The sequence below is a fragment of the Photobacterium sanguinicancri genome, from assembly GCF_002265265.1.
Taxonomy (GTDB): Bacteria; Pseudomonadota; Gammaproteobacteria; order Enterobacterales; family Vibrionaceae; genus Photobacterium; species Photobacterium sanguinicancri.
Genome location: NZ_NOIF01000097.1, coordinates 1 through 17,406 on the forward strand (window position 1 = coordinate 1; position 17,406 = coordinate 17,406).

15 protein-coding genes are annotated in these 17,406 nt (G+C 43.4%); 1 reads left to right on the forward strand and 14 read right to left on the reverse strand.

Features of this window, described 5'->3' with window-relative positions; genetic code table 11:
* Window positions 1-277: 277 nt before the first annotated feature.
* The 10 genes from ASV53_RS14635 to hypF form a co-directional block, all read right to left on the reverse strand.
* Window positions 278-1,816 carry a GTPase gene (locus tag ASV53_RS14635; RefSeq protein WP_094957601.1) on the reverse strand — a complete coding sequence of 513 codons (1,539 nt, stop codon included), beginning with the start codon at window positions 1,814-1,816 and terminating at the stop codon, window positions 278-280.
* Window positions 1,809-3,524 carry a dynamin family protein gene (locus ASV53_RS14640; RefSeq protein WP_094957602.1) on the reverse strand — a complete coding sequence of 572 codons (1,716 nt, stop codon included), beginning with the start codon at window positions 3,522-3,524 and terminating at the stop codon, window positions 1,809-1,811. The genes ASV53_RS14635 and ASV53_RS14640 overlap by 8 nt, the downstream gene beginning before the upstream one ends.
* The gene (locus tag ASV53_RS14645; RefSeq protein ID WP_094957603.1) at window positions 3,524-3,940 is read right to left on the reverse strand and encodes a hypothetical protein; all 417 of its coding nucleotides are present in this window, start codon (window positions 3,938-3,940) and stop codon (window positions 3,524-3,526) included. The genes ASV53_RS14640 and ASV53_RS14645 overlap by 1 nt, the downstream gene beginning before the upstream one ends.
* Window positions 3,941-3,971: 31 nt before the next feature.
* Window positions 3,972-4,784 carry a GTP-binding protein gene (locus ASV53_RS14650; RefSeq protein ID WP_094957604.1) on the reverse strand — a complete coding sequence of 271 codons (813 nt, stop codon included), beginning with the start codon at window positions 4,782-4,784 and terminating at the stop codon, window positions 3,972-3,974.
* Window positions 4,774-5,070 (reverse strand): YkgJ family cysteine cluster protein, encoded by a 297-nt coding sequence (locus ASV53_RS14655; RefSeq protein ID WP_016768613.1) that lies wholly within the window; start codon window positions 5,068-5,070, stop codon window positions 4,774-4,776. Before ASV53_RS14655 ends, ASV53_RS14650 begins: the two co-directional genes overlap by 11 nt.
* A complete protein-coding gene (locus ASV53_RS14660) occupies window positions 5,067-5,465 on the reverse strand; it encodes a TerB family tellurite resistance protein (protein WP_062687735.1) in 399 nt (132 codons plus the stop codon). Before ASV53_RS14660 ends, ASV53_RS14655 begins: the two co-directional genes overlap by 4 nt.
* Window positions 5,466-5,697: 232 nt before the next feature.
* Window positions 5,698-6,690, reverse strand: a complete 993-nt coding sequence (gene hypE, locus ASV53_RS14665; RefSeq protein WP_094957605.1) for a hydrogenase expression/formation protein HypE — start codon at window positions 6,688-6,690, stop codon at window positions 5,698-5,700.
* Window positions 6,687-7,886, reverse strand: coding sequence for a hydrogenase formation protein HypD (gene hypD / locus ASV53_RS14670; protein WP_094957606.1), 1,200 nt, complete (start codon window positions 7,884-7,886; stop codon window positions 6,687-6,689). Before hypD ends, hypE begins: the two co-directional genes overlap by 4 nt.
* Window positions 7,883-8,140 carry a HypC/HybG/HupF family hydrogenase formation chaperone gene (locus ASV53_RS14675; protein WP_062687732.1) on the reverse strand — a complete coding sequence of 86 codons (258 nt, stop codon included), beginning with the start codon at window positions 8,138-8,140 and terminating at the stop codon, window positions 7,883-7,885. Before ASV53_RS14675 ends, hypD begins: the two co-directional genes overlap by 4 nt.
* Before the next feature lie 67 nt (window positions 8,141-8,207).
* Complete coding sequence (gene hypF, locus ASV53_RS14680; RefSeq protein WP_094957607.1) at window positions 8,208-10,796, reverse strand: carbamoyltransferase HypF; 2,589 nt, start codon at window positions 10,794-10,796, stop codon at window positions 8,208-8,210.
* Window positions 10,797-11,248: 452 nt separating this feature from the next.
* On the opposite strand from hypF, the gene ASV53_RS14685 reads away from it, so the two are divergent.
* Window positions 11,249-13,216, forward strand: a complete 1,968-nt coding sequence (locus ASV53_RS14685) for an FAD-dependent oxidoreductase (protein WP_094957608.1) — start codon at window positions 11,249-11,251, stop codon at window positions 13,214-13,216.
* A 113-nt stretch (window positions 13,217-13,329) separates the two neighbouring features.
* Here the strand turns inward: ASV53_RS14685 and ASV53_RS14690 are convergent, their stop codons facing one another.
* The 4 genes from ASV53_RS14690 to ASV53_RS14705 are packed head-to-tail and all read right to left on the reverse strand — an operon-like array spanning window position 13,330 to window position 17,337.
* Window positions 13,330-14,034 carry a potassium channel family protein gene (locus ASV53_RS14690; RefSeq protein WP_094957612.1) on the reverse strand — a complete coding sequence of 235 codons (705 nt, stop codon included), beginning with the start codon at window positions 14,032-14,034 and terminating at the stop codon, window positions 13,330-13,332.
* On the reverse strand, window positions 14,034-15,143 hold the full coding sequence (locus ASV53_RS14695) for an AI-2E family transporter (protein ID WP_094957609.1): 1,110 nt from the start codon (window positions 15,141-15,143) through the stop codon (window positions 14,034-14,036). Before ASV53_RS14695 ends, ASV53_RS14690 begins: the two co-directional genes overlap by 1 nt.
* A 30-nt stretch (window positions 15,144-15,173) precedes the next feature.
* A complete protein-coding gene (locus ASV53_RS14700; protein WP_094957610.1) occupies window positions 15,174-16,211 on the reverse strand; it encodes a DUF2955 domain-containing protein in 1,038 nt (345 codons plus the stop codon).
* Window positions 16,201-17,337 carry an HlyD family secretion protein gene (locus ASV53_RS14705; RefSeq protein ID WP_094957611.1) on the reverse strand — a complete coding sequence of 379 codons (1,137 nt, stop codon included), beginning with the start codon at window positions 17,335-17,337 and terminating at the stop codon, window positions 16,201-16,203. The genes ASV53_RS14700 and ASV53_RS14705 overlap by 11 nt, the downstream gene beginning before the upstream one ends.
* Window positions 17,338-17,406: the final 69 nt, after the last annotated feature.

Consider the following 17,406-nt stretch of genomic DNA (forward strand, 5'->3'; position numbering starts at 1 on the left):
TATATGTAGTTCATCTAGTAATTAAACTACTTCGCCATAACTTTTATACAATTATTGAAAAATAGCCCCTCCTTAATAAAGGTAAAGAACTCAGGGGCTATAGCTCCTTGTTGACGAGCAAATAGAATGAACAATTGTCACACAGCCCTTTGCTTTAAAAACTGGATTCAGCAAAGGGTTGTGATTGGGTGAGTTTTAGGACTGAGATGCTTTTTTGTCCATACTGACACCCATAGGTTTATATCTAGGAAATTAAAGTAATATTCTAGACATTCTATTAATAATTAATTTGCTCAAGGTCAGCTTGGCAATCTAATAGTGCTTGATAGTCCTTTTGATACTCACCTTGCTCAGTTGTGAGTTTAGCGATTTTGTCATCCAGAGCTTGGATACGTAAACCAATCATTTGGGTGATAACTTGCTCTGATATATCGCCATATTCACGCTTTACAGTTGCGCATACATCTTCTACAGCTTGATATAACTGGATAGATGCGTTGCGATTACGTTCGTTCTCTGCCTTTTCTTCACTATTTGATTTATATAGATCGTAAAGTGCTGTAATCACCTGCACAACAACGGCGGCTTTACCCGCCCACTTACCTAGCGTCGTTTCCCAGCGACCTTTTAAGCCTGGGATTTTAAACTTACGCCCCTGTAACAATGCACCTTTAATGTTGTCTGCATTAGCTATCTTACCCAGCCCTTCAACTCCCATATCAAGGTATTTGTTGTTATTACCAGATAAGAGTTGCTCCATCTCATGTGAAATAGAAACACGCATTGATGAGCTAACCTCGCCAATCTTATCATTTAGCCATTGCTCTAACTTGTCACCAATAGGATCAACTGCAGACTGTATAGCACTATCCAGTTGCGCTTGGTTGCTGCTATTTTGTAATACATTGCTGATATCAGACTTAATTAGCGTTAATTCGTGGTTTAAAAAATTACGTGACTCTGAAGTTAATGCACGCTGACGAGAACTAAGCATAGTTTTATCATCACGCGCCATGTTTAATTCACTATCTAGATGACAGTCATCACGACTCGATAACTGTTCAATCACGGGCTTGTACCACAATTCCTTAACGGTACTTTTAAGACCAGCTAGATGACTATCCTTGCTGTCTTTATCTTTTAACCAATCAATAAACGCTTCAATAAAGTGACTGTACCCCGAATGTTCTAGTAATTTTGCATGATCATTCTTCAAACGGCCTTTAAGTGCCGTTTGGGTGTTCATTGGTATCACTTTAATTTGTTGAATAGTTTCATCTGACACTCCGTATTGAGGAGCGAGTTTAACTAAGATCTGTAGAACTTTTTGATGAGCCGTTGCCTTATCTTCTTCTGAAGCGAGTTGATGGTTCAGAACGATAAAAATGTGTTTACCAAGATTAAGCATATTAAATAAACGCTCATACACGTCTTTAGTATCTTGGTCGCCATCACGGATGAAAAATACCATTACATGAGTACGTTTGATTTGCGCTATTGTCGTTTCTTCATGATCAATCGGTGCATTTACCCCTGGGGTATCTAGCAGGCGGTAGCCGTTCCAATCGAATGTATCAACACTATCCGTTGTTGGGATCTCACCAACGTTTGCACACTCTTCACCGATTAACGCATTAACAAATGTGCTCTTACCTGCGTTATATGCGCCGTACAGCATGATTTGTAATACTTGATCATCTACTTTTTTATTTAACTCATCATGGATTTGATTGGCTAAATCACTACCTTGATAGTTAATGACCCTCTCTTTTGAGTCTAATAGGTTTTGCTTAATATCGATGAATGGATTACGCATTATGCACTCTCAAGTTTCGGGTTTGTTGTTGGCATTCATTGATGGCTACAACAATGTTTTCAGCATAAAGTTGAAGTGGTTCAAATGAGCGGTTCACTTCTTCGAATACCGTCTTCACTTGAGCCGGTAAGTTAGTACGAATTGCCTCTGAAGTAGTTTGAATCACGTTATCAGGAGAGACACCCACTGATAATTTTTCAGTCGTAATCTCAACGAAAATCATCTCACCAGCCTTGTTACCACCATAACCACCGATTGCCCCACCAATCATTGCGCCAATAGGTCCCCCGAACAAACCGCCGATTGCCATACCCGCAGCAGCACCAGCTGAAGAACTAGCACTTTGTTTTGCTTTTCCTGAGACTTTTTCAATATCAATTGTAATATCGTTAAAATCACCTAGATTTGCACCAGAGAGGTCACTCGACACCTTTTTAATATCTTTGACAACGTCTCTTAACTCATGTCGTAGCGTTTCACTAATTTCTTTTTCAATCAGCTTGTTAACGTCATGTCCTAGCGCTTTTTTATCTCGATTACCCATGTGCTTATCAACAATCAATGGCACTTCACAAAGCACGTTATCTAGGATTTGTGAAGACAAATTATTCTGCTTAAAGCGAAGGTTTTCCGTCATCTCTTGTAGACTGGCTTGTAGCTCTAGGACTTTTGGTAAGATGTCTTGATCCATTGGTTTTAACACTTCGCCATTTAAGAAGTTAACCATCTGCTGCTGAGCTTTGCTTACCTTATAAACATTTGCCTCATCAACAATATTGGCTAAGCGCTTGAACAGTTCAGTTAAACCACTTTCTTCGAGGGCATTAGGGTTTTGTTCATGCTGTTTTTTATAAGCATGAACTGAGACTGATACTGCTGTTTTTAGCTTTTCAACCTCACCTAAGTCTTTCACTCGGCTAAATACATCATCTTCTTGTGCTTTACGCACTTCTGCTGTTTTATTGAATAGTGTTTGCACCAAATCGTCGGCTTCGTCACACCAATCTTCTTCCATCTTGTCGCTTTTGGTAAGCACAGGTTGCAGTGGCTTTTTCTTTTCAAGCTCAAGCTTTAGATCTTCTAATTCTTGTACCTGCCCCGGAGAACTCGATGACGTTAACCACAGAACAGCATCAGCACTATCGGTATAACGGCGGGTTAGATCGCCATTTTCATTAACAATAGAATGTAAGCCTGGTGAATCCAACAACACTAAGTTTGAGCCAAGCTCTACACCTTGAATTTGCGCAGTCGTCTCGGTAACACCTTCTGCAAACTGACCTTCAAAGTACTTTACCTCACCCTTATCAAAGAAAAAGCGTTTTACTTCACTTGGATTGAATAAGTCAGCGATATAGTTACTGAACGAGCTTTTACCCGCATTGACCTTACCAAACACCAGCAAGATGACTCGATCAGAAAATTGCTCACTCAGAGCTCGCATTGGGGATGCATCGCTTAACTTCTTATCCCATTGCTTAACTTTGGTATTAACTGACAGCTTAATTTCATTCGCTAGCTGATATAAAGCATGCTTATCGTTGATCGTTTCATCATTGAACTTTTCAGCCTGCGTCAGTTTTTCAACTAATTGCGACTTGATACTATTCAGCTGATCTTCTTTGTTCGATACGTCGTTAATTCCCACTTTAAATTCACTAAGGGCAACTAAAAACGGATTGTCTTGTGTTGTTTTCACATCGTCCATTACAGCGTCCTTAGCAACTCTTTCTCGACAATCTCTAAACCTTCTAGCTCTTGTTCGAGTAGCTCAATCTCACGATTACGATCACGCACGCTGGGTTTATTGTTGTAATTATTCATTGCTTGTAAGCTCAGTTGATTGTCTTGCTTGTTGGCACGGATCAACTCTTCTGGCGTTATAGTCAATTTGTGTTTAGTGATAAAACGTTGTGCTTTAGCTTTATTTTCTGATGCTATGCGTTGGTCTTTTGCCAGCTTGGCTGCTGCTTCTTTTTTACGTTCATTATCAAGTCTTGCACGCACGCGCTCACGATCTAAATCACGAGCGCTAGAAGAACTAGAGCTGCTACTATCATCACTTGCAACAATGGCAGCAACACCAGCAGCAATAATTCCACCTACTATCCAAGGAATAGCCATAATAATCTCCTATCTTTTTACAATTGCTTGGCTATACCAAAGCTTGGGATAATGTATTGATATCGCGCTGTAGTTCTGCTTTTTCTTTCATCGCTTTAGCGCGTTGACTCATTAGTTCAGCAGCAGTCCATTTAGTTTTAGAGCGAAGTTCTAGCAGAATTTTGGATTTCAGGCGCTTAAGTTCTTTCTCGCGCGCAGCATCTATCTGTTCAACTAACTTACCTGTAAGGGAAAATAATTCATTTATATTGCTCCTTTCACAGAAGATTGACTTATCCTCTTGAATACCACGTAAATAGCGCTGAGCTGAGACCTTGATTACTTCAAGCTGTTGAAGATCTATAAATTGCATTAACTGCTCACGAATTTTTCTCTCAACTGTTGCTACATCATCTGGTGATTTTTGATCAACTTGAGTGATGACAAGGAACATCTTTTGGCTATAGTTTTTATCTTGTCGCGCCAACTTTAAAAATACATCTAATTCATATTTATCTAATTCACCAGCTTGTGCTTGATGAACCAAAAACAGGTAATCTGCAACCTCAAATGCCCCTTTGATTGCTTTCGCATCATCTTGACGATTTACATCGGCATCAAGCCCCGGAGTGTCAATCCAAATCACTTTTTCTTGTTCGAGCTCTCGGTTTTCTACCGTCTCGCGCTTATCTGCGGCCTTAAAAAATTCTTCGCCTATTAAGGCATTAAGCAACGTACTTTTACCGTGGTTATACTTACCAAATACGGCAATACGAGGCTTAGACGAATTATTTTTAATAAATGCTAAGCGGTTAAGGTTCTGCTCTTCTTGGGGCAGAAAATGTAATAATGCGTTAATGTCCATTATCTAGGTTCACTCTATAGCGTGGTGGATAATCTTGCTCTTGTTGCAGAGAATTACAGACTTCAGCGTTCTTTTGGTAATACTCTTTTAAGCCAACCAGCTGAGAAAATAGTTTTTCATAGCCTTCGTCTATTCTGCATACCAGCGGGCGCTTTTGATAAATCAAACAGCCCTTATGTTGTGAATAGTGTTTGCATTTACCATCGCCTGAATGAAATTCTTCAAGCTCTGCAATACCTTTAATTTTTTGACAGCACAAGCCACAACGAGTGCAAGGGAAACTCATATGTGGATCAATGCCTCACCTTGAGTGAACAATGAAAGGATGTTTTTCGACCACTCACGATAGATAATCGCAAGGTTAGGATTTAGCTCGAAATGTTCGATAATGGCATCAATCGTATGTTGCTCTTCTTTTGCTATAACTCCATCTGCATAAACCAGAGCCATTAACTCCAACAGCACGATTTTTTGATGGCTGTCTTGCTCAAAAGTATCCAAGATACTAAACAAATTGAAATTGGCTTCATCATATTCGATGTCATCCATCTGCATCTCCATGCAGTATTTAGCAATCAGCACTTCTTCGTCCACTGAGAAATCATTATCAGCGTGAGCGATATGATGTGCTAAAGCCAAGAAAGCCTCTTTCTCTGCCATTGATAAACGATTTAAAAACATGTATCGACTCCATGTCATTTGAAAATTTTGATTTGGATTTAAATTATAACGGCATGATATTAGACGAAAATAACTTCGCATTCTGCTCGTGAACTCTCAACCTTAGTTTTAGGCTCAATAAAATGCTTTGCTTCCCTAATGGCTTTAAGCCTACTTGCAGTTGCTAATGTTAGTTAACGAGTCAATAGGCTCTGCCTACCCCTAAACAAGTGCAATTTACCTATTACTGGCGTTAACAAATACGCGGTAACAGCTCACCTTGCGGTAATTCGAGGTAACGACGCCCGCCCCATGGGTTGTGCATAATCACTTTGTGCTGCTGTGCTTCAACCACGGTGCCTATCTGTTCAGCGTTTGGTGAGAACAGGCGTAAAACGTCTAAAGCGGCAGGAACATCTTTCGCGGGGACAGCCAAGATCATGGTGCCTTCGTTGGCTAAATCGTAGGGTTCAAAACCGTATAACTCGCACAAGCCTTGTACGGCATCGGCGATAGGGATTTTCTCTTCTTCGACATCAATTTGGATTTTGGAGCCTTCACACCATTCATTCAAAACAGCCGATAAACCACCGCGAGTCGCATCGCGCATGGCATGAAGGGAAACCCCTGACTCAATCAGGCGTTCAACCACAGGCCACAAGGTCGCACAATCACTCACCAGCTCAGACTCTAGGCGCAGTTCATCACGGGCCATTAAAATACAGCTACCATGACAACCAATATCGCGAGAAACCAAAATGGCATCGCCCGCTTGAAGCTGACTCACCGAAATATTGGGGTATTTAACCGTGCCAACGCCTGTGGTGTTAATGAACACGCCATCAGCCGCACCGCGAGGCACGACTTTGGTATCGCCACACACGATTTGTGCACCCGATTTTTCTAGTTCCGCTTTCATGCTTTTCACTATGGTTTCTAGCTTGTGGTACTCAAAACCTTCTTCGATGATGAAGCTACAACTTAGGTATTGCGGCTGTGCGCCGACCATGGCTAAGTCATTCACTGTGCCTGCAATTGCCAACTTACCTATGTCGCCACCAGCAAAAAACAACGGTGAGACGGTAAAGCTATCAGACGTGAACGCAATCGGCCCTTCAAGCTGCAATACCGCGGCATCTTCAGCTTTCAGCAGTATCTCGTTTTGAAAATGGTGGCAAAACAGATCACTGATCAGTTTATTCATTTCCTGACCACCACCACCATGGCTTAGTTGAACAGTTCTCATGCTGTGATCTCCTTTTCTGTCTTCGCTCTGTTTATCGAGGCTTTGCCTGTTGTAGCTTCTTTAGTCAAATCAAGGTCAAACGCCAAGCCCGCATAGCGGTAATAGGCATTGCACGCCCCTTCCGAACTGACCATGCAACTTCCCATTGGTTTGGTTGGGGTACAGCCTCGGCCAAACACTCGGCACTGATTCGGTTTAGCTAACCCGCGTAAAATATCGGCACACTGACAGGCTTTGTGATCTTCTATCACCTGATCCGACAAAGCATCGGCAAACACAATTTCTGCATCGCGGTGGCGATATTGCTCCGACAACACCAGAGATGACAATGGAATATCGCCAAGACCACGCCAGCGAAAATGCGGACGCAAGGTGAACATACTCACCACCTTCTGCTGTGCTGCTTGGTTGCCTTTGGCTGTGACAACACGGGTGTATTGCACTTCTAACTTAGCGACACCTTGTACTTTCTGCTCCACTATCATCAAGATCGACTGCATCACATCGACAGGTTCAAAGCCGCTCACCACAACGGGCGTGTGGTAACAATCGACAATCGGCTGATAAATATCAGAACCGGTAATAGCACTAACATGCGAAGGGCCAATGAAGGCGGTGACTTTGGCTGCGCCGTCTGCCATCACGGCATCAACCGCTGGTGGTACTAACACATGGTTGATATGAAAATAGAGGTTGGCAACATTTTGCTTTTCAGCCAGCTCCAATAACACGGCTGTCATTGGTGTGGTGGTTTCAAAGCCAATCGCAAAGAACACCACCTTGCGATCTGGGTTCTGCTTTGCGATTTCAAGGGCATCGAGCGGATCATAAACAGGGCGTACATCGCCGCCTTTAGCACGACATTGCGCCAAGGTTCCTTTCGAGCCAGGTACGCGGATCATATCGCCCAAGGTTACCAGAATAACCTCTGGTAACATCGCTAGTTCAATCGCATGATCGATTCGCTCTTTCGGCATGATACAAACAGGACAACCAGGACCATGGATAAACTCAATATTACGGGGTAACAACTGATTTAGACCGTATTTCATGATGGTGTGGGTATGACCACCGCACACTTCCATGATTTTAACCGGTTCGCTTAATTGAGCAGAAAGTTGATGAATACGTTGAGAAAGCGACTGCATTAACTCGGGATTACGAAAGCCTTGTGAGAGATCTTTAAGTTCAATCATATAAACAATGCTCTCGCTTCTTCTTCATCCATTTCAGCCAATAATAAGCGGTATTCTTCTAGACTTTTTAATGCTTCTTGTTCGTTGATTTTGCTGATAGCAAAGCCAACGTGGATCAATAAGTAATCCCCCATGTTCAATGGGTCTTCGATTAAATGAGTACTGATCCTACGTCGGACGCCCAAAGTATCGACCGTGACCGTACTGTCCTCTGGGTGGATTTCCACTATCTGCGAGGGAATACACAAACACATAATTTATCTCTCTTCCAAGTTGGTAATATTCTTTTTATTAAGGACGGAATGCCTATAAGCCTGTGCCTTATTGCCATAATCCATGCCAAAGCTGCCCCATTGCGATCCCACCATCATTAAGTGGAATGATTTCACTAGTGAGAAACGAACGAGCCTCCGATGTAAAGCGGGCATCGAGCCTGTCCATCAGCACACGGTTTTGGAAAACCCCACCCGAGACTACAACTGGGTACTCAGGGTGTTTAGCGCTAATGGTGCTGATCATCTCGACCAGCGCGGTAAAAAACTGATTCGCTGCATTTTGCTTCACCGCCAAGTCTCGCTGAATAGAAGAAACAGAGGGACCAGTAGTTAAATCAGAGCAAGCAGACTGGAGAGCCCTAGTGGCTAAACTATCGATCACACTCGCAAGTAGGGGTTGCGGATCAATAACGTCATTTTCAACAACAAACGCAGGAATAAACGCAGGAATAAACGCAGGAATAAACGATGCTTCTGCGCCGTTATCGGCATCAGTTTGTAAAGCCAGCGCTTCTAATCGCATTCCGCATTCGCCCTCAAAATCAACCTGTTCAACAAGGCCAAGTAAGCTGGCAAACGCGTCGACTAAACGCCCCATCGAAGTGGTATAAGGTGAACTTTGTTCGGTTAGCCATAATCGGTACAAGTTATCGAGCTTGCTATTAGGCATATTGGCAAAAGCGTCTAGCTGGAATGCTTTTATCTGCTCGAACGAGTAATACTCCAGCAGCAAACCCAGCAAGATCCGCACGGGCTCTTTGATCGCTCGCTCGCCACCAATTAGGCGAAAGGGTTTTAGATGATAAAGGCGCTTAGCCGTTTTATGATCGGCCAGTAACACTTCCCCGCCCCAAATTTGGTGGTCATCCCCCAAGCCTGTGCCATCAAAAGCAAAACCTAATACCGTTTCTCGCATTTGGTGTTCAGCCATAACGGCAACAATATGGGCATGATGGTGTTGCAGTTGGAGTAATTGAGTCGGCTTCTCATAACTACTGTCGTGGTTGTTAGTATGGATAGTGTCGAGGCTATTTTCTTGAACCGCTTCTTGGCCATTTTTCTGAACATTACCTTGAACATAGCTTTGAACATAGCCTTGCGCCCATTCTGTGGTCATATAGTTTGGGTGCTTGTCGCATACTATCGTTTGTGGCTTTACGTGATAAATCTGAGTAAATCCATTCAGCATTTTTTGATAGTGCTGTTGCATGTCCAAGCCAAACATATCACCTACATGTGGGCTGATGATCCCTTGCTCGGCAAACCCTAAACCAAAGGTCACTTTTTGCTGTCCACCCACAGCCAGCACAGGGTGCGTTAACTTATGCGGCAGCGAAAAAGTATATGGGGCATAACCACGGGCTAAACGGAGTGTTTGTCGTCTGCCGCCTGCAATCTGAACCAAGCTATCATCGCAGCAATGGACGATTTCACGGTTATGATCGAGCACACCATCAACCACATGCCCCAACAGCCTGAAAATATCATCGCTGTTGGCAATAATGGGAAAACCAGAAATATTGGCGCTGGTTGCCACCAAAGGCACATCTACCAAGTCGAATAACAAGTAATGTAGCGGCGTGTAAGGCAACATCACCCCAAGGTAAGGGATATGAGGCGCGACATTATCAGCAATATCAGCCCTAGTCCGAGCCGTAATAGTAAGATCTGCACCACTTACGTAATCTGAGCACGATGTTTTTTTACGAAATAAGGTAATAGGCCGCTGCTGAGATCCTAATAACGCCCACTCTTGCGGACTCCCTTCTATATAATGTTGGGCTTGGTGTGTATCTTTCATCATTACCGCCAGCGGTTTGCGTTGGCGTTGTTTGCGAAGTCTGAGCTGAGCGACTGCTTGTTGATTAGTGGCATCACACATTAGGTGAAAACCGCCAAGGCCTTTGACCGCAACGATCTTTCCCGCTTTCAAGGCGTTGGCTGTAGCTTCTATCGCTGCATAATGATCAGCAACAGGTTCGGGGTGATCTTTCTTGCACGCTAGATCATAAAAACTGACCCATGGACCACATTTAGGGCAACTAACAGGTTGCGCATGGTAACGACGATCTTCAGGGTTGGTATACGCCGCTTCACAATCGGGGCACATAGCAAACGCCGCCATGGATGTTTGCTTACGATCATAAGGCAGTTGCTTGATCAGCGTATAACGTGGGCCACAGTGGGTACAGTTGGTAAAAGGGTAACGAAAGTGGCGATTGGTTGGATCGTTAATATCATCAAGGCAAGCAGGGCAAATACCTTGGTCTGGCGACACACACACAGTGGTACTTTGGCTGCTGTCACTTTCGGTGATAATAAAGTTGGGTGTATATTCAGGAAGCGCATTCTCAGAGCGAGTCTTCTCTGAAATAAAAGTTAACGCATCAACAACAGCAATCGTTTGGGCTGTAATACTATCAATGCGGCTAAGCGGTGGTGCTTGCAAAGTAATGTCATTATAAAAATTCATGACACGCGTTTCATCACCTTCAACTTCAATGCTAACGCCATCACCATTATTAAGCACGTATCCACTGAGTTGATATTGCTTGGCTAGTTTGTAGATAAAAGGCCGAAAGCCGACCCCCTGCACTATTCCGGTAATATGAATTAACTGCCGAACCTGCTCCATACCTCACCAACTTATTTCAAGCACTTAAACCGCTATCGCTAGACAAAAAACGCCCAAACGACACGCACACATATTTGTATAATAAGTAATTGAGTGAATAATAATTAGACTAAGTTCACATTAAATGGCTTGGGGTTATTTTTGGCCTAAACTTAGCCACAATTCGACTATCACATTGATTTGAATCAAAAATAACCAATAAGTTTTATCAACTTAAAAACGTAAAATAGCACGATTAGTTAGCCCTCGAAGTGCAAGTTATTCGAGATGAAGCACGCTTAAAACGTGATCAGCTATACAACCTCTTGTTATTTCGGTACTTAATTCGCGATGCGGTCATTAAAACACGAGCAAGGCCAAGTTTACTGACCAAATATTGATCTAGTCTCATAGGTTAATAGAGCTAATAATTCAAATTTATAGGGCTAAAACAAGATAATACCGAGGTAATAATGATCACCATTACTATAAATGGGAAGTTGCTTGAGGTTGATAACAATCACACCCTACTCACTATCGCAAAACACCATGGCATCGACATCCCTACCCTTTGCACTGTTGATACCCTCCTTGATCCTTGTATCGACTCCAGTAATAACTCAAACACCAACAAGGGCATCACACACTCACATTGTGAACTCTGCGAAGTGGAGATCGAAGGCAGTGGCTTAAAGAAGGCGTGCAAGACAACGCCGTATGATGGCATGTCAGTGATCACTGAATCGGATGCGCTTGCAACGCACAGAAAAAAAGTGCTGATTCAACTACTGGCGGAAGATACCAAGGAATATTGCGAAGCCCCTTGCCAAACCGCATGTCCAGCAGGGGTCGATATTCAGTCTTATTTACGCCATATCGCCAATGGCGAACATCAAAAAGCGATCGAAGTGATTAAGCAAACCCTACCTATGCCACTGTCTATCGGTAGAGTCTGCCCTGCATTTTGTGAAGCGGGTTGCCGACGCCGATTAGTCGATGAGCCACTCGCGATCCGTCAACTAAAACGGCACACAGCAGATATTGATCTTGCTGCGCTTGAGTCTTATGTTCCGCCGAGAAAACCAAGTAAAGATAAGTCGATTGCGATTATAGGCAGCGGCCCAGGCGGGTTAACGTGTGGATATTACCTGAGCAATGAAGGTTACAACGTCACTGTATTTGAGGCCATGCCACTGACTGGTGGTTGGCTACGATATGGCATTCCTGAATACCGTTTACCCAAAGCGATTTTAGATAAAGAAATCGAGTTAATGTGTCGTAACGGTATGGAGATCAAAACCAACTGTAAGATTGGTGAAAACCTCAGCCTAACAGCGCTCAGCGAAGAATACGATGCCGTTTGTATGGCGGTTGGCGCATCCAAAGCGGTTGGCATGACCTACCCCGGCAGCGATCTAGACGGTTGTTACCTAGGTGTCGATTACCTTAAAGATTTTGTTACCGAACAAAAATGCATAACTGGTAAAAAAGTCGCGGTGATTGGTGGCGGTAATACTGCCATTGACTGCGCACGTACCGCGGTTCGAGCAGGTGCAGAGACAACCTTAATTTATCGCCGTACCCGCGCAGAAATGCCAGCAGAAGCCTATGAAGTGGATGAAGCGGAAAAAGAAGGCGTGAAGTTTAGCTTCCTCACCAACCCTGTTGAGAATATTGCTGATACTGATGATACAAATAAAAACAATTGGGTCCGTCAGGTTAAGTTAGAGATCATGGCACTGGGTAAACCCGACTCTTCAGGCCGCTGCCGCCCTGAGCCGACAGGGGAATACATTACTCAAGAGTTTGATACCGTGATTGCTGCGGTATCACAAGCACCTGATTTGAGCCTGTTGGATAATGAAGAGATAGCCATCCCGCTTACCCGCTGGAACACCATAGATTGCGATGAAAGTAACATGTACAGTGGCATCCGCAATATCTTCGGTATCGGTGATTTCCGCCGCGGACCAGCCACAGCGATTGAAGCTGTAGCGGATGGTCGCCGAGCAGCGGATGCTATTGCCTATTATTTAGATGGGCAACTTGATCGTCTACCACACAAAGCTTTTACCTTTAAAAATGACTCAAAGATGCAGTTCGTGAACCCAGACCATTTGACCAATATCACTGAAGTGATGCGAATGCTGTCTAAAGGCAAAACATCAGAACAAAAAGAGGTGAAATTTTCAGATGCGATGCAGCATATATTACGCGTAACAGCACCTGAGATGACACTTGAACAACGGCAAGGGAGCTTTGAGGAGGTCGAAAGAGGGATCAGCCACCAAGCCGCTGTTACTGAAGCGGAACGCTGCTTTGAGTGTGGTTGTCACAATCGCAACCAATGCGCCCTTCGAGATTGCGCCTCGGTTTATGAAATTGATGCGACTGAACTTTCAAATATTAAGCAGCAACATCCGATAAAAAGCTGGCTATAACACCAAGGTTAACGACATAAGTAGTAATGAGCACTCTTGCCTGCATCAAAGCCTTGATACAGGCAGAGTGATCAGATTTTTACTTAGCAGGACTTCTTGGGATCGCTCTGGCTTTAACTCTGATCATTTTGATCGTTATCACTTTCACTATGATCACTGTGGCTATGGTCACTTTGACTCAGGCGGCTACTCACTAAACTCGCAACCATAATTGCCAAGTAAAATCCCCCTAGAATAGATTCAATAAATACGAAGAATCGTGGGATAGGCAATGCTGGAGAAATATCACCATACCCCACCGTTGTCAGAGTGATAAAACTAAAATAAACCGCATCAAAAAAATTATCGATCCAAGGTTTATACTCTATCCCGTTAAAAGCTTCAGGGAATAATTCAAGTTGAATCAGGTAGATAAATGACCATGATAAGCCCAGTAATAAATACACACAAACCGAACCAATGATCTGATTACCACTCACATAATCGGTGATCATCACTTGTTTGAGCGCAGTGAAAGTGTGTGATAACAAGAAGAAGAGTAAGGCGAATAAAGTGACTAATGAAAGGTCAATGGTTTCCAAAAAAGTAAAAGTGCCAGAAATCGCGGCTAAAAAAAGCAAGAAGCCATACCAATTTCGGTAAAACACTTTTTCTCTATGTACCCCAGCTATCGAGACACCCAAACAAATAATGATTAAGGCCAAAATAGTTTTCTGACCACCAGCAAAAAGCTGCTGCATAAAAGCACTGATAAACAGCAGCCCAAGCAAGGCACCAAGTAGAAAATAAAAGTTATCGTCTTTTGACACTTTCTTTATCATAGCTGGCCACTTTCATCTTGTGTCTCTTTGACTGCCTTTGCTTCACCCTCTTCAACCGATTCGCTGTCTAACCACACAGTGAATAACTGGTAGGTTAAGCTAAGTACCACAGCACCAACAAACAAGCCGACAATACCCGACATCGCCATACCACCTAATGCGCCAAGTAAGATAACCAGCATAGGGATATCCGACCCTCGACTTAATAACATAGGTTTTAAAATCGCATCACTGCCGCTGACCAAAATACACCAGATCAAGAAGAGAACTGCCGTGGTAGTAGTATCAACACTAAACACGTAAATAATCGCAGGTAATAATGCGATGATTGGGGGCAGTTGAATAATCGCCACCAGCAAGACTAACAGCATCCAAAATCCAACAGCAGGTACGCCAGCAAATGCCACCCCGATCCCAGTCATGATGGATTGAATAACAGCGACACCTATGACACCTTGAACAACGCTTCGCACTGTGACTTTTGATAATTGGGTTAAATCTTCACCGTGATCCCCAGTTAAACGGCTTGCAACTAACACAAATGCACGCTCACATTTATCGGCATTCGCCATAAAAACACCGGCAATAATAGTCGAAATAATGAATTGGATGAAACCACCACCTAGCGAGCCTATTACAGAAGCCAACTTAGCAACCACGGCTTTCACTTCTTCACCATAATTAGCAAAGACACTTTCTAAGTTTGATGAGGCTTGTAGCCCAAATGCATAGGCTTTTTCACCTATAATCGGCCACTCTTGCACACTAGGCGAAGGTTTAGGGATCGTCATCGTCCCCTCTTGAATGCCACTCACCAAATCGGCACCACTGGTATAAAGGCCTGTCGAAAGCGCAATCAATGGCAACAGCAGCAACAGCACCCCGATAAAGGCTAACCCTCCACTCGACTTACCTTTACTAATGCCGTATTTACCATGGGCCCACGTCACTATGGGGTAAAGAGCCGTCGCTATAATGCCCCCCCACACCACTAACATGATGAAAGGCCGGAGGATTGAAAAACACCAATAAACCAGAATAGCGATAGCCGCTATTTTGATCGATACATCAATAACTTGTTTAGTAAAATCACTATCATGCTTCATAGGTATTCCTTGGTATTGAATACAGCAAAGTTAAATCTTCAGAAATTTCCAATTTCGTGTTTCTAAAAAAAATGACGCCGCAATCATGTAAATACCAATCATAAAAAGCTGAAATATTCGTATGAACATATTGCTATCAATCTCACTCGAACTCATTAATGTACTGCCTAATAGCACTAACACTGTACTGAACGCAGTCGCAAATACGGGTGCTTTTTCTGGTTGAGTGTAAATCTGAGTCGCCATTACAATCGCGACTAAAGAAACAAACACGGTGTAAAATAAAATATTCGGCACAAACGACAGTACGATAAAAACGCCTATCGCCAAAAAACCACCTATGGTGTTGGTAATAATCAAAAAAGCACTCAACTTTACTGACTTTTCACCCGTAATCATCAAGGAGAGTAACGCAATAAACATCATAGTCAGTAGCGCTTCAGATATTTGGAAAATGAAGAAGAAACACACGACAGGGAACGAAATGATCATGGCTCGAAACGCAGCATGCCAGCGCTGTTCTCTTGTTAGCGGTGAAGCTTGATAACCCTCAAACGTCGATGCAGGTTCAGGAAAATAAATATGTACCAACGCGAAGATAATCACCGCAACCACGCCAGAACTGGCTAATCCCACCGCTAAAAATACAGAAACCCCAGGCGTCGAAATTGCCATAAAAGGCAGCATGAGCACCGCAATGATCAGAATAGTCGCGAACAAATTCCATTTTGGGTCAGTAAATAAGAAATAGCCCCACAACATCATTAAGCCAACCAGCACCAACAATGGAAGTGGGTACTGGGTGATACCATTTGAGAGCAGTAAGCCAAGTACGATAGTCGCTACCATAGCGATGGTTAATTCATACAAGGTTTCTTTGTTCAACTCAGGTTTATCGACCAAAAATTTAGCGACGAAAATCGGGGCAACAAACGCCAGAGGCCAATCAATCAAAGCAGCAAAAAATACCGCTAGTCCAACACCAACGGTATAGCGAATGATCTTCGTTTGGATACGAGGATCGTTTATTAAATCCTCGCTAGCCTTTACCGTGTGATTATCTGACATAAGACATCAAGCTTATAAAGCGAATCCAAAGCTTACCTATGCCATTGAAAATAAAGTTATCTTCGCTATAAACAATAACATCAGCCTGACCACCTATGCGCAGCAACCCGCTCACTTCTTGATGATCAAATTCAATCGAAATCGGTAACATCTGGGTCTGACGTAACCAGCCCGTTTGGTTATTGGCCTGCGCTAATTTACCCGCTTGATCGTTTTGCCCCCAATCTACTCCCCAGTCAACACTGGTGACTCTGCCTTTTATGACCCTTCCCGGCGCAAAATCTAACGCCACTTCTACCTCATCACCCGCTTCTATATTACCTAGGCTGTTTTCACGGAAATAGGCTTCCACCCAGATACTTTCAGTCGAGACAAAGGTCATCAAGGCCTGCCCCGTCGAAGCGTAGAAGCCTTCTGATAGACTGAAATTTGATACGCCACCGCCAGTGGGCGCTTTGATTGTGGTACGTTCTAGGTTGATTTGCGCCTGCTCTAATGACAATAACGCGGCTTTTATTTGGCTGTTATCTTGTCCTTTCGCCCCTAATTGCTGTTTGGCTTTTTCCAAATCTGCTTTGGCGTTCACCACGTTAGCGCGCGCTGTCGCCAAGTCTGCCCTAGCTTGGTCGCCATCAGATTGCGACACCACGCCACGTTTCGCCATCGCTAACACGCGATTAGTTTGTAGCTTGCTGTTTTCAAGTTCGACATTAGCCGTCGTTACTCGTGCCTGAGAAGCCGCTATCGCTGCCGTCTGCGCCCCTACATTCTGCCCTGCGATTTCTAGATCTTGTTCTGCTTGTTTTACCGCAATGACATAATCAGTCGGATCCAGTTTTACCAAGACATCTCCTTCTAAAACAGGTTGATTAGGTTGAACCAGAATATCGAGAACTTGACCAGAAACCTCTGGTTTGATCGGCACGACATAACCTTTAACACGCGCATTGTCAGTGAAAGGAATAATACGATCGGAAATAATGCTAAACACCAACATTAACGACGCAACAAGTAGCAAATAATTAGTAATCTTGCGTACTTTATTGGTTTTTGGCTGCACTTTTTCCTCAACATCATCATTGCTATCAATAAGATCTTTGTTTTCGCTATCAGGTTTTTCAGACATGGCGCTTCCTACTGATTTTCTATTAAGTATCATTCTAGCTTACGTATTTATTCTTTCTTAACATTTGTT